The organism is Geodermatophilus obscurus (genome assembly GCF_900143215.1).
Lineage (GTDB): Bacteria > Actinomycetota > Actinomycetes > Mycobacteriales > Geodermatophilaceae > Geodermatophilus > Geodermatophilus obscurus_A.
In genome coordinates, this window is record NZ_FRDM01000053.1 from 1 (window position 1) to 22,545 (window position 22,545).

The 22,545-nt window shown below is 72.8% G+C and carries 14 protein-coding genes; 8 read left to right on the forward strand and 6 right to left on the reverse strand.

Going from position 1 to position 22,545, the window contains the following annotated elements:
• Positions 1–333: 333 nt before the first annotated feature.
• Positions 334–1,473 carry a site-specific integrase gene (locus tag BUB17_RS23255; protein ID WP_072921032.1) on the reverse strand — a complete coding sequence of 380 codons (1,140 nt, stop codon included), beginning with the start codon at positions 1,471–1,473 and terminating at the stop codon, positions 334–336.
• 926 nt (positions 1,474–2,399) lie between these two features.
• Between BUB17_RS23255 and BUB17_RS26375 the strand changes: the two genes are divergently transcribed.
• The 3 genes from BUB17_RS26375 to BUB17_RS23260 all read left to right on the forward strand — a co-directional run bounded on the left by BUB17_RS26375 (position 2,400) and on the right by BUB17_RS23260 (position 4,373).
• Entirely contained in the window at positions 2,400–2,660 is a 261-nt protein-coding gene (locus BUB17_RS26375) for a hypothetical protein (protein ID WP_141243172.1), read from the forward strand.
• 178 nt (positions 2,661–2,838) lie between these two features.
• Positions 2,839–3,000 (forward strand): hypothetical protein, encoded by a 162-nt coding sequence (locus tag BUB17_RS27170; RefSeq protein WP_175561468.1) that lies wholly within the window; start codon positions 2,839–2,841, stop codon positions 2,998–3,000.
• Positions 2,997–4,373: an alpha/beta fold hydrolase gene (locus BUB17_RS23260; protein WP_072921033.1), complete on the forward strand. Its 1,377-nt coding sequence runs from the start codon at positions 2,997–2,999 to the stop codon at positions 4,371–4,373. Before BUB17_RS27170 ends, BUB17_RS23260 begins: the two co-directional genes overlap by 4 nt.
• Positions 4,374–4,566: 193 nt before the next feature.
• Here the strand turns inward: BUB17_RS23260 and BUB17_RS23265 are convergent, their stop codons facing one another.
• A complete protein-coding gene (locus BUB17_RS23265; protein ID WP_072921034.1) occupies positions 4,567–7,809 on the reverse strand; it encodes an AfsR/SARP family transcriptional regulator in 3,243 nt (1,080 codons plus the stop codon).
• 171 nt (positions 7,810–7,980) lie between these two features.
• Here BUB17_RS23265 and BUB17_RS23270 point away from each other — a divergent pair, with 171 nt between their 5' ends.
• From BUB17_RS23270 to BUB17_RS23280, 3 genes are all read left to right on the forward strand, one after another.
• Positions 7,981–9,948 (forward strand): multicopper oxidase domain-containing protein, encoded by a 1,968-nt coding sequence (locus BUB17_RS23270; RefSeq protein WP_072921035.1) that lies wholly within the window; start codon positions 7,981–7,983, stop codon positions 9,946–9,948.
• A 118-nt stretch (positions 9,949–10,066) separates the two neighbouring features.
• The gene (locus tag BUB17_RS23275) at positions 10,067–11,038 is read left to right on the forward strand and encodes a flavin-containing monooxygenase (RefSeq protein WP_244277445.1); all 972 of its coding nucleotides are present in this window, start codon (positions 10,067–10,069) and stop codon (positions 11,036–11,038) included.
• A gap of 114 nt (positions 11,039–11,152) precedes the next feature.
• A complete protein-coding gene (locus BUB17_RS23280; RefSeq protein ID WP_072921037.1) occupies positions 11,153–12,121 on the forward strand; it encodes a VTT domain-containing protein in 969 nt (322 codons plus the stop codon).
• 1,184 nt (positions 12,122–13,305) lie between these two features.
• Here BUB17_RS23280 and BUB17_RS28355 read toward each other — a convergent pair.
• On the reverse strand, positions 13,306–17,664 hold the full coding sequence (locus BUB17_RS28355; RefSeq protein ID WP_072921038.1) for a multicopper oxidase domain-containing protein: 4,359 nt from the start codon (positions 17,662–17,664) through the stop codon (positions 13,306–13,308).
• Positions 17,665–18,419: 755 nt separating this feature from the next.
• On the reverse strand, positions 18,420–19,331 hold the full coding sequence (locus tag BUB17_RS23290; protein ID WP_072921039.1) for a helix-turn-helix transcriptional regulator: 912 nt from the start codon (positions 19,329–19,331) through the stop codon (positions 18,420–18,422).
• 172 nt (positions 19,332–19,503) lie between these two features.
• Between BUB17_RS23290 and BUB17_RS23295 the strand changes: the two genes are divergently transcribed.
• Entirely contained in the window at positions 19,504–20,358 is an 855-nt protein-coding gene (locus tag BUB17_RS23295; protein WP_072921040.1) for an SDR family oxidoreductase, read from the forward strand.
• Between the two features lie 51 nt (positions 20,359–20,409).
• On the opposite strand, the gene BUB17_RS23300 is transcribed toward BUB17_RS23295, so the two are convergent.
• Positions 20,410–21,189, reverse strand: a complete 780-nt coding sequence (locus BUB17_RS23300; RefSeq protein WP_280173909.1) for a site-specific integrase — start codon at positions 21,187–21,189, stop codon at positions 20,410–20,412.
• Between the two features lie 57 nt (positions 21,190–21,246).
• Here BUB17_RS23300 and BUB17_RS23305 point away from each other — a divergent pair, with 57 nt between their 5' ends.
• Positions 21,247–22,047: an alpha/beta fold hydrolase gene (locus BUB17_RS23305; protein WP_072921041.1), complete on the forward strand. Its 801-nt coding sequence runs from the start codon at positions 21,247–21,249 to the stop codon at positions 22,045–22,047.
• Positions 22,048–22,227: 180 nt separating this feature from the next.
• Here the strand turns inward: BUB17_RS23305 and BUB17_RS23310 are convergent.
• Positions 22,228–22,545: transposase (locus tag BUB17_RS23310; protein WP_141243174.1), on the reverse strand; the 318-nt coding region annotated here is incomplete at its 5' end.

A 22,545-nucleotide genomic window follows, 5' to 3' on the forward strand; every position in this document is an offset into this window, starting at 1 on the left:
GGATGCGGGCCCAGGATGCGTCGGTGAGTTCGTGTCGGCCGACCATCACTCGAGCCTGAACCACACCGATGAAAGATCGCCAGGACAGGCCCTAGGTGATCCCCCTTGAGGCGGGCATGCCGACCACGAGGTTCTGCGCTCTGATCGGCGTGCCCGAGCGCACCTGGCGCCGCCACCAGGCCCGTGTCCGGGCCGACCGGCCGACGCGGGGCCCGTGGCCGCGGCTGGCCCGCGAGCGCGTCCGCGCCGCCCGCCGAACCGTGCCGCGACGCCGTAGCCGCACCGGAGAGGGCGTCGGACTGTCTCTGGGCCGCCTTTGGGAATACCAAGGACCTACGTGTCGAGGGCCTCGAGGACGCCGGCGGCGCCGGTGGTGACGACCTTGCGGCCGAAGTACACGTCGGTGGTCATGGAGGTGTTGGCGTGGCCGAGCTGGTCGGCGGCCGCTCGGGAGGACAGCCCGGCCTGGTCCATGAGGGTGGCCACGGTCTTGCGGAAGACATGGGAGGTGACCCAGTCGAAGCCGGCGGCGGTGAAGGCATCCCGCAGGTCGGCCTGGGTGTTGGACGGATCGCGCCAGCCACCCCTGGGGGCGGGAAAGACCGGATGGTGACCGTGACCTGCGTCCGGGTTCAGGCCGGTCGCCCGCGCGCGCAGCATCGTGACGCACCAGCGGGGCAGCACCAGGGTGCGGGTGCCGGCGTCGGTCTTGGTCGCCTTGACCACCAGGCCCTGTCCGCGGACCCGCACGGCGGCCGCCCTCACCTCCACGGTGCCAGCCTGGAGGTCGACGGCGTTCCAGGGCAGGCCGCAGGCCTCGCCGATGCGCAGGCCGGTGGCCATCAGGAAGGCGACCAGGTCGGGCAGGTCCCGGGCGATGGCCTTCCCGTCGTAGGACAGTGCGGCCCGCAGCTGCCGGAGCTGCGGCACGGTCAGCGCGCGCGGCGCGGTCTTGGCCCGGCCGGTCACCGGGCCCAGGGCGCGCACCGGGTTCTGGGCGAGCGCGTCGTGGCGGGCGGCCAGGGTGCACATGCCGGAGAGCACCGAGCGGCACATCCGCGCGGTGGCCACGCCGTGGGTGTCGGCGATGCCGCGCAGGTGCCGGTCGAGGGTGCCGACGCTGAGCTCGCGGATCCGCAGCTGGCCGAGGCGGGGCAGGATCTGGCGGTCCAGGCGGTCGCGGTAGGCCTGCAGGGTGACCGGGGAGAGGTCGGCCAGTGCGGCATACCAGGCCTCGGCCAGGGTCGCGACCGGGGAGCCGGCGGTGATCTCCCCGTGGGCCTGGTCACCGGCGCGGTCCCGCAGTGCGGCCTTGAGCGCCCGCTCGGCGGCGGCCTTGGTCTTGCCGCGCCGTTCCACCGCCCGGGTGCGGCCGTCGTAGCCGCGGGCCTTGGTGCAGGCCCGGTAGCCGGTGTCGGTCGTGTAGAAGCGGATGGTGCCGTAGGTGCCCAGCTCCAGCGGTGGTCGCCCCATGGGGCCGCACCTTACCCATACTTTACCCGCACAGAATGACGGTCAACAGAGGAGTGCAAGGGTCCGCAGGGGCACGGACTGCGCCGCGAATGCGCTGCTCAGGAGCGATGTGGAGGGCGGTGCGGTATGCACCGGTCGGATGAGACGAGGCAATCGCAGGGTTATTGGTTCGAGTCCAATCGGGGGAGCAACACCGCAGGTCAGCGGCTCATAGGTCGCTCCGGCCCGGTACCAACATCCGCCCGAGTCGCAAGAAACCCGTGACTCTGGGGACGAGCGTCGGCGCTGCGTGAGACCTCGGATGGGCTGCGGACACGGGCCCGGCCAGCTTTACGAGCTGCTGCCGGAGAGCCGGTCAGGGGAGTGACTGCCGTCCCGTAGGAAAACAGGGGTTCTGAAAGGGTTCAAGCGGGCCTTCCGGAGGCTCCTCCAGGCCTTCTCCAGGAGACCTGACAGGCGACCTGAGCTGCGGTCATACGTGGAGCGGGTGACGGGAATCGAACCCGCTTGGCCAGCTTGTAAGGCCTTGTCGCAGCGCCCGTCGGGTTGCTCGTTCGGGAGCGGTCGGAGCGTGCCGCCGCGATGGGTTGCCGGAGAGCTGCCGGGAGGTCGGGTCGGCCCCTGCTAAGCCATTTCGAGGTGCCAGCATCCGTTAGACGGGTGCCACGGCCGGGGTGGCAGGGCACTCGTGGACGCCGCTTCATGCGGGGTGCGCGGTGGTCGGCCTGCCGCCGAAGCAGATGGAGCGCCACGGGGCCGCTTTCTGCGGCCGTGCGATCCACGTCGGGAGAGCGTGCCGTCAGGGCGGGATGCCCGGGCGTTGGCAGAGGCGGCCGGACATCGACCGCTACGGCAGCATCGTCGCTGGGGAGCCGGCGTTCTAGCGTCGAGCTACTGCCCTGTCCGGCCAGCGACAAGGAGTCCCCGTGACGATCGCCGGTTGCACCGGCAGCGTCCTGGTCGGCGACGGCATGCTGACCCTGATCGCTTGGGCATCCGACGCCGCGACGCTGACCCCGGTGCAGCACATCCTCGGCAGCCGCTGGGGAGCGATTCGCCCAGCGGCAGGAGCTGCAGGTGAGCTCGGTCAGCGACGCCGTTGGTCCGCCGGCCCGACCCCGGCGGCGCCCGCGGACCATCTGCGTCCCGACCGCCCCTCATCCCAGGGCGGCGCAGGCGGCTCCTAGGCGGCCAGCGCCACCCCGAGCATCTCCGGCAGTGCCCGGGACCTCCCGGAAGTCGAGGCTGTCTGCCGTGGTCAGCGCTCCGACAGCGCCACGACAGCGGGCTCCAGCAGCGTTACCGGCGCCGCACCACCGGTTCCGACAGCGTCCGAGCCGGGTCCCTCGCCGTACAGGAGCCGTCATGTGCAGCACCACGTACGACCGGTCCCACCTGAACCTGACACCGGCTCGGCCCGGCGGCAGCGCCGTGGCCCGGTTCGTCCGCCGCCGGCCGCTCACCGCGTTCCTGGTGTGGTTCTTCATCCCCAGCGTCACCTCACCCCGTCGAGAGGGCGCGCGATGACCACCACCAATTCGACCGCCGCGGTGGCCGTGTCCGCCGCGGGCCGCGGCACCCACCGCGGCACCCACCGCGGCCCCATCCGCCGGATCATCGCCGGGTCACTGCTCACCGGCGCGGTGCTCGCCGCCGTTCTTCCCCTGCTCCTGTTCGCCGGCGCACCCGAAGCCCTCATCACCGGGTCGGCCCTGCTCGGCTTCGCGGCCGGCTGGGCGGTGCTGGCGCTGCTGTCGACCCGGATGACGTCCCAGCCCCAGCGGTGGGCCTGGGTTCCGGCCGCCGCGCTCGGAGCCACCGGTGTGGGGCTGCTGGCGACGACTCCGGACGACCCGGCGCTGACCGCCGCCGGTTGGGTGTGGCCGCCGCTGCTGTTGGCGCTCGCCGTGTGGATGGGGATCCGGGTGCGCCGCTCCCTGGCCGCCGGCAGCGGCCGCTGGCTGTTGTACCCCGTCGTGGCGGTGATGGCCACCGCAGCTGTCGGCGGGGCCATCGAAACTGTCGGTCTGGCCTCCGATCAGCGCAGCTACGCGATGCCCGGTCAGCTCTACGACGTCGGCGGCCATCGGCTGCACCTGAACTGCACCGGCTCCGGCGGGCCAACCGTGGTGCTGATGAGCGGGCAGGGTGGCTTCTCGGCGAGCTGGGCCCGGATCGCGCCGGCCGTGGCCGATACCACCCGGGTCTGCGCCTACGACCGCGCCGGGCAGGGCTGGAGCGAGGACGCCCCCGAGGCGCAGGACGGGGTGGCCGCCGCCACCGATCTGCACACCCTGCTGGACCGCGCCGGGGAGCAGGGCCCGTACGTGCTGGTCGGGCACTCCATCGGCGGCGACCACGCGATGGTCTACGCCGACCGCTACCCCGAGCAGGTCGCCGGCATGGTCCTGCTCGACGCCACCAACCCCTACCGGGCAACCGCCGGCGACGTGGCCCACGCCGGCTCGCCCGGCCCGGTCGCCCTGCTGCCCAGCCTCACCCGCCTCGGCGTCGGGCGCCTGCTCCCGACGTCCTTCTGGTCGGCCCTGCCCGAGCCGGCGGCGAGCCAGTACGAGGCGTTCGCCGCCAGCCCCCGAGGCTGGCGCAACACCGTGGACGACACCGCCACCATGCCGGCGCTGCTCAGCCAAGCGCAGGGGCTGTCCACCCTCGGCAGCACACCGCTGGTGGTCCTCACCGCCGCCGGACCCCACGCCGATCAGGTCTGGGCGGACGCGCAGAACCGGATGGCCGCGCTGTCCACGAACAGCAGCCACCGCCAGACGGACGCCCCGCACGCCGGCCTGCTGGACGAGGAAGACGGGGCCGCCGTCTCCGTGCAGGCCATCGACGACACCGTCCAGGCAGTGCGCACCGGCAAGAACCTTCCGCCGGACTGACGGGCTGCGACCACCTGCCGCAGCAGGTAGGTGTCGGCGAGACTGCCACCCTCGGTGGCCGCTAGCCGCAGGACGTCCACGGCTACCGCTGTCTGCTGTTCCGGGGTGGAGCTGACGAAGACCGGATCCGGTGGTCCGGCTCGCGAGGGTGTCCGCGGGCAGCGTTCCGGTGGTGGTCATCGCCGGGACCTGGTCATCGCCGCGCGGGTACGGGGTCGGCGATGTCGAGCACAGCGTCGGGCTCAGCCTTGCCGGCCCGGTACGCCGCGCCGAACTCGCTGTCGCCCAGGGCCGTGCGGGCGCGCTGTTCGGCCCGGTCGGCGTCGGCCCGCTCGATCCGGTCGGCGGGCCGGTGCCGACGCTGTCGCCAGGCCGCGGCCGCGCCGAGCAGCCGCGCCGCTGTCCCGGCGTCGTCCCGCGCAGCGGCCACGCAGGCCAGCCCCTCCAGTGCGGCCGCGTGTCCGGGCGCGGTCTGCCATGCCCGGCGGTGGAAGAACTCGGCGCTGCCCAGGTCGCCGTCGGCCTCGGCGATGTGGCCGAGGCCGACCAAGACGGCGGCGGTCCACTCCGGCTTCTCGGTCAACCCGGAGAACAGTTGCTGAGCGAAGGTGAGGCGCTCCCGGGCGGCCGCAGCGTCGCCGCGGTCGCGCGCCAGCAAGCCCTCGCCGACTGCGGCCCGCGGGTTGCCGTCGGCGCCGAGCTGGCGGGCGACCGCGTGGGACTCGGCGAACAACTGCCCGGCCCGGTCGGCGTCGCCGAGCAGCAGGGTGACGTGCCCGGCGCCGGCGAGGGCGTACTGGACGGTGTTGGCCGGGCCGACGTCGCGGACGCTGGCGAGTGCCCCCTCGTACATCTCCAGGGCTTCCCCGAGTCGGCCTGCGTGGTGCAGCGCCATCCCCAGGTGGAACTGGATGGCCGACACACCCCACTGGTCGCCCAGCGCCCGGAAGGTGAGCAGTGCCCGGTGACCGACCGCGGTCGCCGCGTCCAGGTCGCCGGTACCCGCGTGCAGCTCCAGCCGGACGAAGTCGGCCAGCGCCGCACACCAGGCGTCGCCGTCCCGGGTGAACTCGCGCTCGGCCGCGCCCAGGACGGTGAAGGCCTCGGCCGGGTCGTCGCTGCCGATGGCCTCGACGGCGAGCAGGGTGTCCGACAGCGCGGCGCGGAACGCGTCGCCGAGCTCGGCGAACAGCGCCCGGCTCTGCCCGGCCGCAGCGGCGCACGCGGCGTCGGGGTGCACGATGCACGCGCCGGGGCGGGCGGCGACGGCCAGCGCCTGCAGCGCCCGCGCCCGAACCTCCGTCGAGCTACCGGGCGCGGCGGCGAGCATGGCGGCGACCCGCCGTCCGCCGTCGGGATGGGTCGCGAAGTACCAGTACCAGCCCAACGGCGCGACCAGCCGCAGACCGGCGTCCGGCTCGGTGTCCGCGTGGCCGGTGCACCAGGCCAGCGCGGCGTCGATGTCGTCGCGCTCGGCGGCCAGCCGCGGCAGCCACCGGGCCTGCCCGTCGCCGCGCAGCTCCACCTCCGCCTGCTCGGCCAGGGCAGTGAGGTGGCCGGCGTGCGCCCGGGCGACCGCGTCGGTCTCGCCGGCCTCGGCCAGCCGCTCGGCGGCGTACTGCCGGATGGTCTCCAGCAGGTGGTAGCGCGGCCCGGCGTCCCGGTCGCGGGGGACGCGGTCCACCACGACCAGGGACCGGTCGACCAGCCGGCCGAGCAGGTCCACGGCCCCCGGCGGGTCCAGCGGCGCCTGCGCGGCGACGGCCTGCATCGCCTGCAGGGTCCAGCTGCCGCGGAACACCGACAGCCGCCGCAGCAGCACCCGCTCCGGATCGCTGAGCAGCCGGTAGCTCCAGTCGACGGTGGCCCGCAGCGTGCGCTGCCGGGCGTCCGCGGTGCGGGGGCCGGTGGTGAGCAGCGCGAAGCGGTCGCCCATCCGCCGGGCGAGCTCCCTGACCGGCAGCGCCGCCACCCGGGCGGCGGCCAGCTCCAGGGCCAACGGCATGCCGTCCAGGTGCCGGCAGATGTCGGCGACGGCCGCGGCGTCCGCCTGGTCGCGCACGGTGAAGTCGGGCCGGGCGGCGCGGGCCCGGTCGAAGAAGAGCTCGGCGGCGGCGCTGCCGGTCAGCGCGGCCGCGTCGGCGGCCTCCGGCGGCACGGGCAGCGGGTCGATGGCGTACTGGACCTCGCCGCGGGCGGCCAGCGGCTCGCGGCTGGTGGCCAGCAGCCGCACGCCGGGGCAGGACTCCAGCAGGGTCTCGGCGAGCAGTGCGCAGGCGTCGGCGAGGTGCTCGCAGTTGTCCAGCACCAGCAGCACGCTGCGGCTCCGCAGGTGGCCGAGCAACTGGTCCTCGGCGGTCGCCGTCGCCACGTCCCGGATCCCCAGCGCGGCCAGTGCGGCCGAGGGCACCTGCGCGGGGTCGGTGACGCCGGCCAGCCGGGTGAACCCGACGCCGTCGCCGAACCTCGCCGCGGCGGCGCGGGCGGCCTCCAGCGCGAGGCTGGTCTTGCCGACCCCGCCGGGACCGGTGACGGTGACCAGTCGCGCTGCCCGCAGCAGCCCGCCCACCCGGTCCACGTCGGCCTCGCGGCCCAGGAACGACGTCAGCCGTGCCGGCAACCGGAGCGTCCGCGGAGTCGGAGCGGTCACCTCGGGGACGGAGCTGGCGGGTGCCCGCGGGGGAGCCCGCAGGTCGGGACGCTGCTGCAGGATCGCCTCCTGCAGCTCCCGCAGCTCCGCGCCGGGCTCGAGGCCGAGCTCGGCGTCGAGGACGGTGCGAGCCCGTCGGTAGGCGGCCAGTGCGTCGGCCTGCCGGCCGGCGCGGTAGAGCGCGAGCATCAGCCGGGCGTGCAGCCGCTCCCGCAGCGGATGCGCCGCGGTGAGCGCCTCCAGCTCGCCGAGCACGTCGGTGTGCCTGCCTGCGGCGAGCTCGAGGTCGATGAGCTCCTCGCGCGCCGCGAGCTGCAGCTCGGTCAGCCGGGCCGCCTCCGCCCCGGCCCAGCGGACGTCGGCGAACTCGGCCAGCGCGGCGCCGCGCCACCAGGACAGCGCCTCGCGGTAGAGCCGGGCGGCGGCGCGCGGGTCCGCGTCGGCAGCGGCTCGGGCCGCCGCGACCTGGTCGGTGAAGCGCAGCGCGTCGACCCGGTTCCGGTCGACGTCGAGCAGGTACCCGGGAGGACGGGTCACCACCAGGGCGCTCGGGACGCCGGCGGTGGCCAGCGCGCGCCGCAGCTTGGACACCCGCAGCTGCAGCGCGTTGCCCGGATTGGCCGGCAGGTTCTCCCCCCACAGGGCGTCGACCAGGGTCGGGACGGCGACCACCCGCCGGGCGGACAGCGCCAGCAGTGCCAGCAGCTCCCGCTCCCCGCTCCCGGGCAGGGCTCGGACCTGCCCTTCGACGACCACCTCGACCGGGCCGAGGACGCGGATCTCCATGCGACGCCCCTCCCGGAACGCGTCGGTCTGCCCGGGCGCCGATTCTCGACCGCCGCGGAGGCGCAGACAACGAGCCGGCGGCCGGTCGACGAATCGCGATCGGCGGTCGGACAGCGTCTGGACAGCGCCCCACGGCAGGGTCTGGACCGACCCAGCTGCACAGGAGACGCCATGATCTCGATCCACGTCTCGGCGATGAGCTCGCGGCAGGACGTCCGGGCGATCAGCGCTCGGATCAGCGACGTCCCCGGCGTGCAGACCCTCGAGGCCGACCTCGCCGCCCGCACCGTGCAGGTGACCGGTCCGGCCGATCCCGCCGCAGTGGCCGCCGCCGTCGGCGCCGCCGGCTACGCCGTCGACCGGTGTGTCGACGGCTCCCCGCTTCCCGGAGCACGCACAGGAGGAGATCCCGTGGACACCTTCGCTACCGACACCACCGGCCTGCCGCAGGCCACCCGCACGCAGGTGCTCGAACTGGCCGAGGACGAGACGCTGCATCTCCGGCTCGGCCCGGTCGCCAAGCGGATAGCCGGGGCGACGGTGCGGATGCTCGCCTACAACGGCTCGGTTCCCGGTCCCACGCTGAAGGTGCGGCAGGGCTCGGAGATCGTGGTCCAGGTCACCAACGAGGCCGACATCGACACCACGGTGCACTGGCACGGGCTGCGCCTGGAGAACCGGTACGACGGGGTGCCGCACGAGACGCAAGCACCGATCCCCGTCGGGGAGAGCTTCACCTACCGCATCCAGTTCCCCGACCCCGGCCTGTACTGGTACCACCCGCACATCCGGGAGGACTACACGCAGGAGATGGGCCTCTACGGCAACATCCTGGTCGAACCGGCCGAGCCGGACTACTGGCCGCCGGCCCACCGCGACGTCGTGCTCACCCTCGACGACGTGCTCGTCGAGGGTGACGAGATCGCCCCGTTCAGCCGCACCGAGACCACGTTCGCGGCGATGGGCCGGTACGGCAACGTGCTGCTGGTCGCCGGCGAGACCGACCTGGCGCTGACCGCGCGGACCGGGGAGGTCGTGCGGCTGTGGCTGACCAACACCGCCAACAGCCGGGTCTTCGACGTCCGGCTCCCGGGGGCGCGGATGAAGCTGGTCGGCGGGGACAGCGGCCGGGTGGAGCACGAGGAGTTCGTCGACGACGTCGTCCTGGCGCCCTCGGAGCGGGCGGTGGTGGACGTGCTGTTCGACCGGCCGGGCGAGCTGGGCCTGGAGCACCGCACGCCCGACCGGATCTACCCGCTGGCGTCGGTCACGGTGACCGACGGGGTCGCCGAGCCGTCGCTGCGGGAGTCCTTCGAGGTGCTGCGCTCTGCCCCGGAGCTGACCGCCGAGCGGCGGCAGCTGGAGGCGTGGCTGGCCGCGCCCCCGGACAAGGTCCTGGCGGCGGTCGCCGAGATGGACGACCCGGCCGCGACGCAGGCGACCGAGCCCACGGTGTACGCCTGCCCGATGCACCCGGAGGTGGTCAGCGACCAGCCCGGCCGGTGTCCGAAGTGCGGGATGAAGCTGATGTCCGCCTCCGCCGGCGGCCGTACCGGGACCCAATCGGTCCGCGGGATCGGTCAGATGGTGGGACACGTGGTCGGGCGCGCGCTCGGTCGTCCCATTCCCCACTCCCCGGGACACGGGACCTCACCGGCGGATGCGCAGTCCGGTCACGTCGGCCACCACGGACACACCGCTCCGCATGACGCCGGCACCGCCGATGGCATCGAGTGGGAGGACGACATGGTGGAGATCAACCGGCAGACCACCCCGGCGACCATGCGGTGGAAGCTGCTCGACCGCACCGCCGGTCGCGACGAGCCCCCGGTCGACTGGCGGTTCACCGCCGGGGAGCGGGTGAAGATCCGGCTGGTCAACGAGATGGACTCCGACCACCCGATGCACCACCCGTTCCACTTGCACGGCGCCGGCCGCTTCCTCGTGCTGGCCCGCGACGGGGTGCCCGAGCCGAACCTGGTCTGGAAGGACACCGTCCTCATCCGGCGCGGGGAGACCGTCGACATCCTGTTCGACGTCACCAACCCCGGCGTGTGGATGGCGCACTGCCACATCGCCGAGCACATGCATGCGGGGATGATGTTCAGCTTCACCGTCGCCCGCGGAGCGACGCCATGAGCACCTCGGCGCAGCAGGCCACGGACGTCGAGCCCTTCGACGTGGTGGTGGTCGGCGGCGGGCAGGCCGGCCGGCAGCCGCCTGGCACCTGCGCCGGCAGGGGCTCCGCGCCCTGGTCCTGGAGGCCGCGGGGGAGCTCGGGCACGCGTGGCGAACGCGCTGGGAGTCGCTGCGGCTGTTCACCCCGGCCGAGCACGACGCGCTGCCCGGCCTGCCCTTCCCGGCGCCGGCCGGCACGTATCCGGGCAAGGAGGCGGCCGCCGACTACCTGCGCGACTACGCCGCCGCCTTCCACCTGCCGGTGGAGCTGAACGCGCGGGTCAGCGGGCTGCAGCGCACCGACGCCGGGTTCCGGCTCAGCACGGCCGACCGCACGTACACCGCCCGGCAGGTCATCGTGGCCACCGGCCCGTTCCAGATCCCGTTCGTCCCGCCGCTGGCCGCCGGGCTGGACGGGTCGGTGACCCAGGTGCACAGCTCCGCGTACCGCAGCCCCGAGGCGCTGCCCGAGGGGCCGGTGCTGGTCGTCGGCGGCGGCAACTCCGGCTTCCAGATCGCCGCCGAGCTGGCCCGGACCCGGCCGGTGGAGCTGTCGATCGGCTCGGCGTACCCGGCGCTGCCGCAGCGGCTGCTCGGCCGGGACCTGTTCTGGTGGCTGACCCGGCTGGGCCTGATGCGCGTCACCGCCGAATCCCGGCTCGGCCGCCGGATCCAGGCCCGTGGTGAGTTCGTCATCGGCACCGACCGGCGCGGCCTGCAGCGCGCCGGCGTCCGATTCCGGCCGCGGCTGGTCGACGCCGCCGGCCGCACCGTGCGGTTCGCCGACGGCAGCAGCCGGGAGGTCGACGTCGTCGTCTGGGCAACCGGCTACCGGTCCGACCACTCCTGGATCGACGTCCCCGGCGTGCTCCGCGCCGGTCGGGTCGTGCACGACCGCGGCGTCACCGAGGTGCCCGGGCTGTACTTCCTGGGGTTGTCGTGGCAGCACACCCGCGGCTCGGCGCTGCTGGGCTGGCCGCTGACCATCGCCGCCGTGGCGCTCACCCCGGCCGCCGTCCGCCGTGCCACCCGAGTGACGCGACCGGCCTGAGCGCAGCGAACCGAGACAACCCGCACCCACATCCACGGTCTCACCCGAGGAATACCCCAGCGGGGTATGTGGTTGGCGGGGAGCGCAGGACCGGAGTGGGAGGGGGCCTGGGTCATGCCGACTCGGCAGACGACGGCGGTGCTCGAGGTCGCCGGAGCGCACTGGGCCACGGAGAAGGCGGTCACCGAGGAGATCCTCGGGGAGCGGCCGGGCGTGCTGGCCGTGCAGGCCGACCCGGTCGCCCGGACCGCGGTGGTCACCTACGACCCGGCGCGGACGTCCACGGCCGAGCTCGCGGCCTGGGTACGCCACTGCAGCACGCAGTGCGCCGGCCAGTCGGTCCCTGCCCACCGAAGCACGAGCGCCGCACCGACCAGGACCCTCGACCCCGACCCGATCCGCGATCAGCCGGGAACGACCGCACGGTGGCGTCGGTTCATCCCCTGGCAGGGCCCCGCCACCCGCGTCGACGTGGCGCTGATGGGCGCGATCCTGGCAGTGGTGGCGCTCGGCCTGGTGTTGCGGCCGCTCAAGCCGTTCCTGCTCGCCTCGCACCCGGTGGCGCTGGCGGTCCTCACCGGCGACCTGACGGTGATCGGCGCCGCCGCAGCATTCGCCCGGATCGGTGAGGCCCCGCTCTGGCTGGTGGTCGTCGCCGGGGCGGTCGGCATGGTGAAGTTCGACTGGCTCACCTGGTGGATCGGACGGCGGTGGGGTGGGGGCATCATCAGCATGCTGACCACGAGCGAGCGCGCCCAGCGCTTCGCCGCCCGGGCCACGGAGCTCAACCCCTGGGTCCTCAGGGCCGCGGTCGTCCTCGCCGTCCTGCCCGGCGTGCCCACCGCGGTGGTCTATGCGATGGCCGGCTGGGCCAGGATGCGCCTGGCCACCTTCCTCCGCCTCGACCTCGCGGGTGCCCTGCTGATGACCGGCCTGGTCGCGGGGCTCGGCTACGGGCTCGGGCAGCGGGCGGTGGACCTCGTGCTGCTGATCGACAGGTACGCGTCGGTGGTGAGCCTGACGATGATCACCCTGGCCGCGGTGATCCCGCTGATCAAGCGGCGGATCCGGCGGAACAGGTGAGCTCGAGCGCCGGCCCGGCGCTGCAGCTGCCGTCGAGCTGGCCCGCCGGCCGCCTCGCGCTCGATGCCGCGTGCTCGGGCACGAGGACATCCGCGCCCGTGCGCTGAGCAGGGCGGACGTCCAGGACGATGTCCGCGGCACCACCGCCAGCGCCGAGCTGATCCGCCGGACGGGCTGATGTCCCCCCGGCCGAGATCCCGACCGCCCGCTCGGGCCGCCGTACCGGCAGTGAGCCTCCGCCGACGTCCCGCTTGGAGGAATGTCCACGCGACGGCGGCGTCCCGGGCGGGCCGCCACCAGGCGATCGCGTAGACGTCGGGCAGCGTGAGGCCGCCCGGCGGCTCCCTGTGCCTCAGGCCGCGGCTCCTGCAACACGAGTCCTAGGTCAGGTAGTGGACATAGCACGGCAAGAAGTTGGTAAAGCGTCACCACTCCCCGTGCCGGATCGGTCGGGCAATTCCTAACGTGCCGCGCCGTGAGCGCCCAGTTGTGAGCGCACAGGCGAACACCGTGACGCTCGTACTGGACCGCCATGAGCGGTTGACATATCGCTTCCTCCGACACTGAGAGGCCGGAACCCGCAGATGGCACAACTGGATGTCGTGATAGTGGCTCTCATCGTGGTCCTGGCCCTGGCGCTCGGACTGGGGATGTGGCTCGTGGGACGGCGGCGGTAGGCAGGCGGTGCACAGGGGGCATCCGTCAGACCTGCCGTCTCGCTCGGGACTGCGCAGGGTCGGGTTGACTCCTTGCCTGCGAGACTTCGGCCTTGCTGGAAGGTCAGCATCTTGCCCCGGTCGTTCCCGATGGAGTTCCGGCGCGGTGTGATCGCGGTCGCCCGGCAGTGCAACCAGCCGGTTTGCTCAGGTCGCGAGGAGTTCCGGGGTCTCTGACAGCTGCTCCGTGCCGGTCTCGGGCGGCCTGCGGTCATGGCCCCTCGGCGGTGCACCTGCCCGCCTGGGGCGGGCGCCCGCGGCGGAGGCGTCGGCCGGCAGCGAACTCCGGTGGGCGCCGGCCGGGCAACGAGTTGCTGACCGCGATGCTGGTCGAGGCCGCCGGCTCGGTCGGGCGGATGACCCGGACGGGATCGCGATGCACTCCGGGACGGGGCAGGCGCCGAGCACCGGCTCCGACGGCACGCCGTCGGAGCCGGTGCTCGCCGCCCGGTTCGATGACCTTCCGGACTACGTCGATGACGGCGCGCCGGGGTGAACTCCGCCGGGACCCGCAGTCCCGTCGGGACCGGTGGAGTCCGGTTCGCACTCGTCGCTGTCGGTCACCCGCAGGATGCCCCACATGCCCTGACCGACCGCCCACTTGAGGACGCCGGTGCGGTAGGCGTGGTCACCGGTGTGCTCCGGGCTGAACTCCAGCGTCCGGGCCGTGCCGGAGGTGACCGCGGACTCCGAGGAGACGAAGGGACCAGCCTTGGACTGGTAGCGCTGCTCGGCCCAGGAGACCCCGTGGACGGTGAAGCTGTAGGCGCGCGGCTTGTCCAGGGCGCCGACGAGGTGGAACCGCACCGTGCTCCCTCTCGGCACGCACCACACGGGTGTCGCGGGCTCGGGCTCGTCGAGCAGGTACTCGCTGTCGCGGGGGTCGAACTGCCCGCGCGGCTCGCTGCGGTAGTTGATGCCCTTCTGTCCCTGGTCCTCGTGCTCGGCCTCTCCGGCCTCCTCCTCGGGCGGGTCGGGCAGCGGGAACCGCTCGTTGCCGTTGAGGAACAGCCGCAGCCCGTCCTGGAGGAGCGCGACCATCTCCTCGGTGCGGCCGGAACCGTTGCGGTCGACCGTCACCCGCGTCCCGTGCCACACCTCCTCCTCGCTGGAGGACGTGCTCTCCCCAGGCTGCACCTCGAGGGGGGTTGCGTCACAAGGGAGGACCACCAGGGCTCCGATGAGCCCGTGGTGACGGTGGTTGCGGACGTCGGCCATGTCCTGCAGCAGCACCGGGCCGAGGGGCTCCTCCGGCCCGGTCCCCGGCCGGGTCGTGTCCCAGGTGTAGGTGCGGGTGATGGTCGCGGGGTTCGGGGGGACGGTCTGCGACGGGTTGAGCCCGACGTTGGCGCCGTCCGAGCTCGTGACGTCATAGGCGACGAGGTCGGCGTGCATCGAGACGTGCCCGGAGACCGGGCGCTCCCGATCGACCGGGACCTCGGGCGCGAACGGTTCCGGCTCGAGGTCCTCCGGCAGTCCGTTGGTGAGCACGACCCGGACCTGCTCGCCCTCCTGGCACCACAGCACGAGTGGCTCGTCCAGGGAAGCGGTCACCGGTGTGGGCGCCGGATCCTCCGGTCGCTGCACCGAGTCGAGCCGGTAGACCAGCCCGAAGGGGTCGACGAGGTCGTCGTCCCGGTAGTGCAGTCGACGGGGCAGGGCCGTGACGTGGAAGGTCCGGGTGGGGGCGGTGTTCGGGTCCGCCAGGACCGCCGCCTCCGGGTCGGGGCCGAACGTCAGCAGCTCGCGGTCCTCGGCGTGTTCCGGGAGTTCGTGCGCGCGGATCAGGCCCCAGCACCCCAGCCACAGGTCGTCGGCTCCGGAGAGCTTGTAGAGGTGATCACCCGGTCCGACCGGTGCGCGGTTGACGAGCGTGAACGCCTCGGCGATGCCGGTCGTCTGCTGGTTGCGGATGTCGGAGTCCAGCTGGTCGCGGAACCGCTGCCACCGCAGGCCGTGGACCTGGAAGCTGTGCGATTCCTCGTGCGAGCCCTGCACCACCCGGAACCAGATCGGGTCCCGCTCGTAGGTCTGGAAGACGGTGGTCGCCGGGTCGCCGTGCGCGCGTGAGCTGAACCAGTGCGCCGGGTCGCCGTGCCGTTCCCGCAGCGGCTCGTTGCGGTAGTTGATCGCCATGACGCCCTGGTCGCCGTGACCGCCGGGCTGCGGTGGCGGGTTGAGCGGGCGGCCGCGACCGTCCCACATCGGGATGAAGTCGGCGATGCCGATGCAGAATTCCCGGAACCACCGGACCGGTGCTTCGTGCGCCGTGGTGGTGTCCGCGCCGTCCGGCCCCCGGTCGTCGGGGTGGCGCTTGATCACCGCCTCCAGGCCGCTGACGATCTCCCGTTCCGGCACGGTGGGGGAGAGGAACGTCGACCCCGCGGGCTCGACGACGAGCGCTCCGAACAGACCGTGCTTCTGCCGGTAGTTCGCGAAGAGGTGGTCGTGGAAGAAGATCGTCCCGAACTCCTGGTCGGCCCACCACCGGTAGACCATCTTCCGGCCCAGCCGCGCCCCGCTCATGTAGTTCCACCCGACGCTGGCCCCGTCGGCGCAGATCGGGTCGAACTTGACCATGTGCACGTGCGGAGCGCACTCGCCCTCCCACGGCAGCCGCGGGCAGGGCGGGAAGGCGTGGTCGAACTCGGTCTCCTCGATCGTCGCCGGCAGCGCGTTACGCAGGGTCAGGTTGAGGATCTGGCCGTGCTGGGCGCGGAAGAACAGCGGCTCGTCCGGTCCCGGTTGCTCGGCCGGGTCGCCGTCGGCCTCCAGGTGGTACAGGTGACCGTGCTCGTCGTGCCAGCCGTGGTCGTTGTAGTCGATCCGGCGCGAGGAGACGACGAGGTCGTGGTGGACCTCGCGTGAGCTGTTCCGCGCGAGGAGGACCGGGTCGAAGACCGTCTGCTGCTTGGCCAGGCGGTTGCGGGTGAACATCTCTCCCGGCACCGGCAGCTCGTTGAACGCCTTGCACTCCAGGTCGGTGGGGTGAGGTCGGTAGTCGAAGTCCACCGGCATCGCCTCGGCCGGCAGGGACGCGATCTCGGCGGGCACCGGATCCCCGGCCTCCTGCAGCTGCTGCCGGATGACGTCGAGGTCGGGCCACGGGGGACGCGGGGACTTCTGCCGCACCGTGCCCGGGATGTACAGCGGGAAGCCGGGCCGGTCGGCGGTCGGCAGAGGTGGTGCGTTGTCGGGCAGCGGGAGCAGCTTCTCGATCCGGGTGCCGTCGGGGTACCGGCCGATCCGGCGTCCGGCGTAGACCGGGTTGTCACTGTCCAGGGAGGGGCCGTCGTCTGCGCCGTCCTGGCGGGTTTCGAACGTGCGGAAGATGCCCCACATCCCCTCGTGGAAGTGGGGGTAGAGGTGGCAGTGCCAGATCACGTCGCCGGCGACCTGGTGGCGGTTGCCCGCCCCCCACAGCGGTTCGATGGTGTGCCCGGTCTGCGGGCTGATGGAGATGGCGTCGATCCGGGGGGAGCTCTGGTCCCCGGCGACGGCGTGCCACTCGTACAGGTGCAGGTGGAAGACGTGGGTCTCCTTCACCGCGGCGTGGACGAACCGGATGCGCACGGGATCCCCCGTGTAGGCCCGGAGCACCAGGTGGTCCGACGGGTCGCCGAACATCCACGAGCTGTGGTGCTGCTCCTCGTTGAGCACCGGTTGCTCGAGCACGTGCCCGGTCCGCAGCAGCCGCCACAGCGTCCGCTCCCGGTTCACCATCGGCTCGGCCCGGTAGGAGACGGCCATGATCGGCAGGTCCTCCGAGCCGTGTCCGCCTCCGGCTCCGCCGTGGCCGTTGCCCCCTGCAGCAGCGGTGCCGTTGCCGTGGTCGTGGCCGGCGCAGGGGTTCGGCTCGGGCTCCCCGTGCGGCGGCACGAACTCCGACTCGTCGTGGAAGAAGATGACGAACTCGCGGTGCGCGGTGCACCCGTAGTCCACGTACTCCTCCGGCGTAGGCCAGCAGTGGTCGGCCAGCGTCGTCGTCGAGTCGGGCACCACGGTGGGCGCGGTGCCCGGGGGCAGGACGTCGAGGTGCAGACCGTCCAGCTGCTGGAACGGCCCCGTGCCGTCCGGGCCGTGCGAGGAGCACCCGGTGACCGGGTCCCGCCACGTCGTGCCGGGAGGCTCCACGATGAGGGCACCGAACAGCCCGTGGACGTTGGTGCCGTCCTCGCCGCCGTCGAAGTTGCCGCCGTCGTGGAAGGGGAAGACCCCCTCGTGGTCGCACGACCAGACGTACGTCCTCGTGTCGCCATGGGGCACCAGGCTCGAGGGGTTCGTACCGACGTGTGATCCGTCGTCCGTCTGGACGTCGTAGCCGTCGCTGACCAGGTGGACGCCGACGTCGCGGCCGTCGATGTCGTTGCGGAGCCGCACCAGCACCGTCTCGCCGCAGCGGGCACGCAGCACCAGCGGGCGGACCAGCGGATGCGGCCGCCGCGCCTGCTCCGGGGTCAGCGGCAGCTCCACGCCGATCTGCTCAGCTCGCGCCTGCGCCGCGGCGAGCAGCGCCTGCACCTCCTGCTGGGTGGGCAGAGGCGGCGAGCCGGGCTGTCGGCGTGTCCCCTGTCGGCCCAGTGCCTGGATGTACTCGAGGATCGGCGCGTTGTCCTCCAGCGCGAAGAGCATGCCGTCGTGGTCGTGGTCGCCCTCGCGGTTGAAGTAGATCGTCATCGACAGGGCGACGACGTCGTAGGGCACCGATGCCAGCTGCTCCTCCCCGTCGGCTGGAGCCGGCTCGCCTGTGACCTGCTCGCCCTGGGCGGGCGATGAGCCGGTGATGGCTCGGTCCAGGAGGTTCGTGGTCTCCGGCAGCTGTCGCATGACTGTCCCCTGTCGGGTTCGGCGGTGAGCGAGTGGAGACCGGCCGACCACCTGTGGAGGCGCGCCTGAGAGATGCCGGAGTCCCGTGACACATGACGGAGCAGCGGACGCACGGTCTGATACCGACGTCGGACGGTGACTGGTTCGCGGCCCGGCAACAAGGATTCGATGTTGCGACGGTTGCTCGCATCAGCAGCTGCAGGTTTCACCGACGGCAACCCGGGACAACGGCTCGCACCTGCGAGCCGTCCACCGTGCAGCGATCCAGGTCCAGCCACGGTGGGCGCGCAGCTCGGCGAGCAGCAGCTCGTGCAGCACCGGCTACACCGGCGCGGGAGTCCTCGGCCGACCGGCCCTGCCGCTGTCCCCCTTGGCGGCGGTTGTGCTGATCACCACGGCCTGATCGACCGCACCTCGTGCGGCGAGTGCCGCCTCCATCGCCCTGTGGGCGTTCCTCGTGGCCCTTTCCCGGACCTACGCAGCGGAGGACTACAGGCAGATCATCGTCGGACTGGCGGCGTTCGTGGCCGCAACGCGAGCGCCGCCCTCGTCGGCATGGCTCACCGCCGCCAACGGCGCTGGGGGGCGTCCAACACTGTCCACGCGATCGCGGGTGCTTCCAGAGCCGCCCTCACGGCGAACCCGCCGCCACTCCGAAACCACCACAACACCTCGCGCTCGAAGGGTGTTGCGACGACCGTCTGAGCGCGCCGCCCACCAAGGGACAGCCGCTGGTGGGTATGCGAGGCAGGACATCAGGTCGTGGGCTTCTCGCTGGTCCGGTCGTGGGCGGTCGCCTGCTCGGGCGAGGCGGTGGCCCAGCTGGCGAGGAAGGTCAGCGCCTGCTGGGACGGCGAGCCGGCTTCGGCGGTGAAGGTGATCAGGGTCTGGCCGGGGTCGGCGGTCAGCTCCAGCCCCTCGTAGGCCAGGGACAGGTCACCGGCGACGGGATGGTGGAAGTGCTTGGTGCCGGTGGTGTGCCAGCGGACGTTGTGCGTGGCCCACAGCGCGCTGAACCGCTCGCTGCGGGTGGTCAGCTCGCCGATGAGCTCGGTCAGTTCCCGGTCGTCGGGGCTGCGGCCGACCTCGGCCCGCAGCAGCGCCACCCCGTCGGCGGCGGCACGGTTCCAGTCGGGGTAGAAGTCGGCGGCCCGCGAATCGAGGAAGGTGAACCGGGCGTGGTTGGGTGCCCCTCCGGTACCCCGGCCGGGTCCGGCGTCGTCGAACAGGTCGGCGTACAGCGCGCGGGCGAGGGAGTTGGCCGCCAAGACGTCGAGCCGCCCGTTCTGCACGAACGCCGGGACGCCGGTCATCGCGTCGAGCAGCCGCTGGACGCCGGGGCGGACGCGCTGCTGCGGCGGCCGGCGACGGATACGTGCCGTGGCGTCGGAGGTGCGGGCCAGGTCGTACAGGTGCGCGCGCTCGGCCTCGTCCAGCTGCAGCGCCCGGACGAGGGCCTCGAGCACGCTGTCGGAGACGCCGTGCGCGTTGCCGCGCTCCAGCCGGGTGTAGTACTCCACGCTGACGCCGGCCAGCAGCGCCAGCTCCTCCCGGCGCAGGCCCTTCACGCGCCGGTGCCCACCGTAGGTCGGCAGGCCGGCCTGCTGCGGGGTGATCCTGGCCCGTCGGGTGGCCAGGAACTCGCGCAGGGCCTTGCGGGTGTCCACGACGACGAGGCTAGGTCCGCTTGCAGCGGTGAGGGGGTCCCTCCCAGTACCCCCTCACGCCAGGCTCTGCCACACGGCCGACGACCGGCGTTCCCTCGGTTCCAGCGAGGTCGCACAGCCGCCCGCACCCCGCGGGCGCCGCCTCACCTCCCCGACACCGAAGGACGACGACATGATCGACAAGAAGGTCTGGCTCGTCACCGGAGCCGGGCGCGGCATGGGCACCGACATCGCCCGCGCCGCCCTGGCCGCCGGCCACGCCGTCGTCGCCACCGGCCGCAACCCCGAGCGGGTGGCCACCGCGGTCGGCGCACACGACGACCTGTTGACCGCGGCGCTCGACGTGACCGACCCGGCCAGCGTGCAGGCGGCGGTCGACGCCGCCGTGGAGCGCTTCGCCCGGATCGACGTGCTGGTCAACAACGCCGGCAACTTCTACGCCGGCTTCTTCGAGGAGATCACCCCGGAGGACTACCGGGCACAGGTCGAGACCAACCTGTTCGGCCCACTGGACGTCACCCGCGCCGTGCTGCCGGTCATGCGTGCCCAGCACTCCGGTCTCGTGGTGACCATCAGCTCCACCGCCGGCATCGTCGGGCAGGAGTTCTGCACCGCCTACGCCGCCAGCAAGTTCGCCCTCGAGGGGTGGAGCGAGTCGCTGACCCCCGAGGTCGCCCCGTTCGGCATCCGCACCATGCTCGTCGAGCCCGGCTTCTTCCGCACCGAGCTGCTCACCCAGGACTCCACCCGCTACGCCGAGCCGGTGATCGCCGACTACGCCGAGCGCACCCGCCAGACCGTCACCGCTTGGAACGGCATGAACGGCCAGCAGGGCGGCGACCCGGCCAAGCTCGCCGGCGCGCTGGTCGAGCTCGCCGACTCCGCCGAGCCGCCGCTGCGCTGGGCGGCCGGCGCCGACGCCGTCGGAGCGTTCGAGCAGAAGGCCCAGCAGCTGCTCGCCCAGGCCGACGCCCACCGCGAGCTGTCCCGCTCGCTGGCCCACGAAGACGCCACCGCCGGCGCCTAAGCCGGGACCGCGCCGTGGCTCTAGAGCCGCCCTCAGGGACACCAGCGGTATCTACGTGTCGAGCACCTCGAGGACCGCGGCGGCGCCGGTCGCTGCGACTCTGCGGCCGAGGTAGACGTCGGTGGTCATGGACGTGTTGGTGTGGCCGAGTTGGTCGGCCGCTGCTCTGGAGGACAGGCCGGCGTGGTCCATGAGGGTGGCGACGGTCTTGCGGAAGGTGTGGGTGGTGACCCAGTCCGAGCCGGCGGCGGCGAAGGCTGCCCGGAGGTCGGCCTGGGTGTTGGAGGGGTCGCGCCAGCCGCCCAGCGGGGCGGGGAGAAGGGGCCGGCCGCCGCGGTCGGCATCGGTCGCGTTCAGGCGGTCGGCTCGGTCGCGCAGCATCGCGACGCACCTGTGCGGCAACACCCGAGTTCGGGTGCCAACGTCGGTCTTGGTCGACTCGACCACCAGGCCCTGGCCGCGGACGCGGACGGCGGCGGCTCGGACCTCGAGGGTGCCGGCCGCGAGGTCGACGGCATTCCAGGTCAGGCCGCAGGCCTCGCCGATTCGTAGCCCGGTGGACATCAAGAAGGCGACCAGATCAGGCAGGTCCCGGGCGATGGCCTTCTCGTCGTAGGACAGGGCGGCGCGCAATTGCCTCAGCTGGGGGACGGTGAGAGCGCGGGGTGCGGTCTTGGACCGGCCGGTGACCGGGCCCAGGGCGCGGACCCTTGGCCGGCGGCGTCGACGTGGAGTCGGGATAGGTCTTGCTACAGAATGGACCCAATCCCGGTCTCCCGAGCGTAGGCGCCGTTCTCGGGCCCGGACCTGACCTTTCGAGGTGCGGTGCACGTGAGGAGCTACAGCTCCGATCCGGGCCGCGAGACCTCACGACGAAGGGAGCGACCCGTGCCGGTCATCGAGCGTCCTGACACGGCCCGCATCTCGTGGGAGTCCGACGGGTCGGAGGACGCTCCCGCCGTCCTGCTGCTCATGGGGCTCGCCTACCCGGCCGCGATGTGGTTCCGGCTGGTGCCCGCGCTGGCCGAGAGCTACCGGGTCATCCGAATCGACAACCGGGGTGCCGGCCGCACCGGTGACGTTGCGGGGGCGCCGTACACGGTCGAGACCATGGCGGCGGATTCCCTGGCCGTGTTGGATGCCGCGGATGTGGACACCGCCCACGTCGTCGGCATCTCGATGGGCGGCCTGATCGCGCAGGAGATCGCGCTCACCGCTCCGGAGCGGGTCCGCTCGCTGTGCCTGATCGCCACACACCCGGGCATCGCGCACGCCGTCGCGAACCCCGAGGCGGTGGCGATGCTGATGCAGCGCGGCCAGATGACGCCCCAGGAGGCGGCCGAGGCCTCCATCCCCTACAACTACGCGCCCGAGACACCTCGCGAGCGCATCGAGGAGGACTGGGCGGTGCGGTTGCCGCTCGCCGCCTCGAACGAGGGTTACCTGGCGCAGGTGGTCGGGTCGTCGCGCTGGGACGGCTACGGCCGCATGGAGGGCATCACCGCGGCGACGCTGGTCGTACACGGGGAGCTGGATGCGCTCGTCCCGCCGGAGAACGGCCGCATCATCGCCGGCCGGATCCCCGGCGCCGAGCTCGTGATGATCCCGAACGCGAACCACGTGCTGATGACCGACCAGCCCGAGCACGTGTCGAAGGTGCTCGTCGAATGGCTGGATCAGAACCGGTGACCAGTCCGATAGCCGTCCCGGTTCGGATGACGGATGACCGGCGTACGGTCCGGGCCAGTCCGCAGCCTCCACGGAGGAAATGCACGTGCCGGATGACCTGCCCGTACCGACTATGCGCCGGACGCCGGCGGCTGAGGCCCGTATGAGCATGGGCCACGGAGACAAGCCGAATCCGGCTCTTCACGATCGAGGGTGTAGTTGCGGCCTGAACCCGCCGGTCTCGAGCAGGCTCCTGGCGATGTAGTTGGTGAGGTTGCGGAAGCCGAGGGCGGAGCCTCGGAGGTGCTCGAGTCGTCCGTTGAGGGCCTCGGTTGGTCCGTTGCTGGTACCGGGTCGGTCGAAGTACGCCAGGACGTCTTCGGCCCGCTTCTTCAGCGTCCGTCCGAGCGTGATGAGCTCGGTCAGCGCGGCCGGGACGCCGCGGCCGAGCGCGTCGATGAGGTTGCTCATCAGCTGCCGGCCCTTGGCCCGGTCGGGCTCGCGGTAGGCGCCGATCAT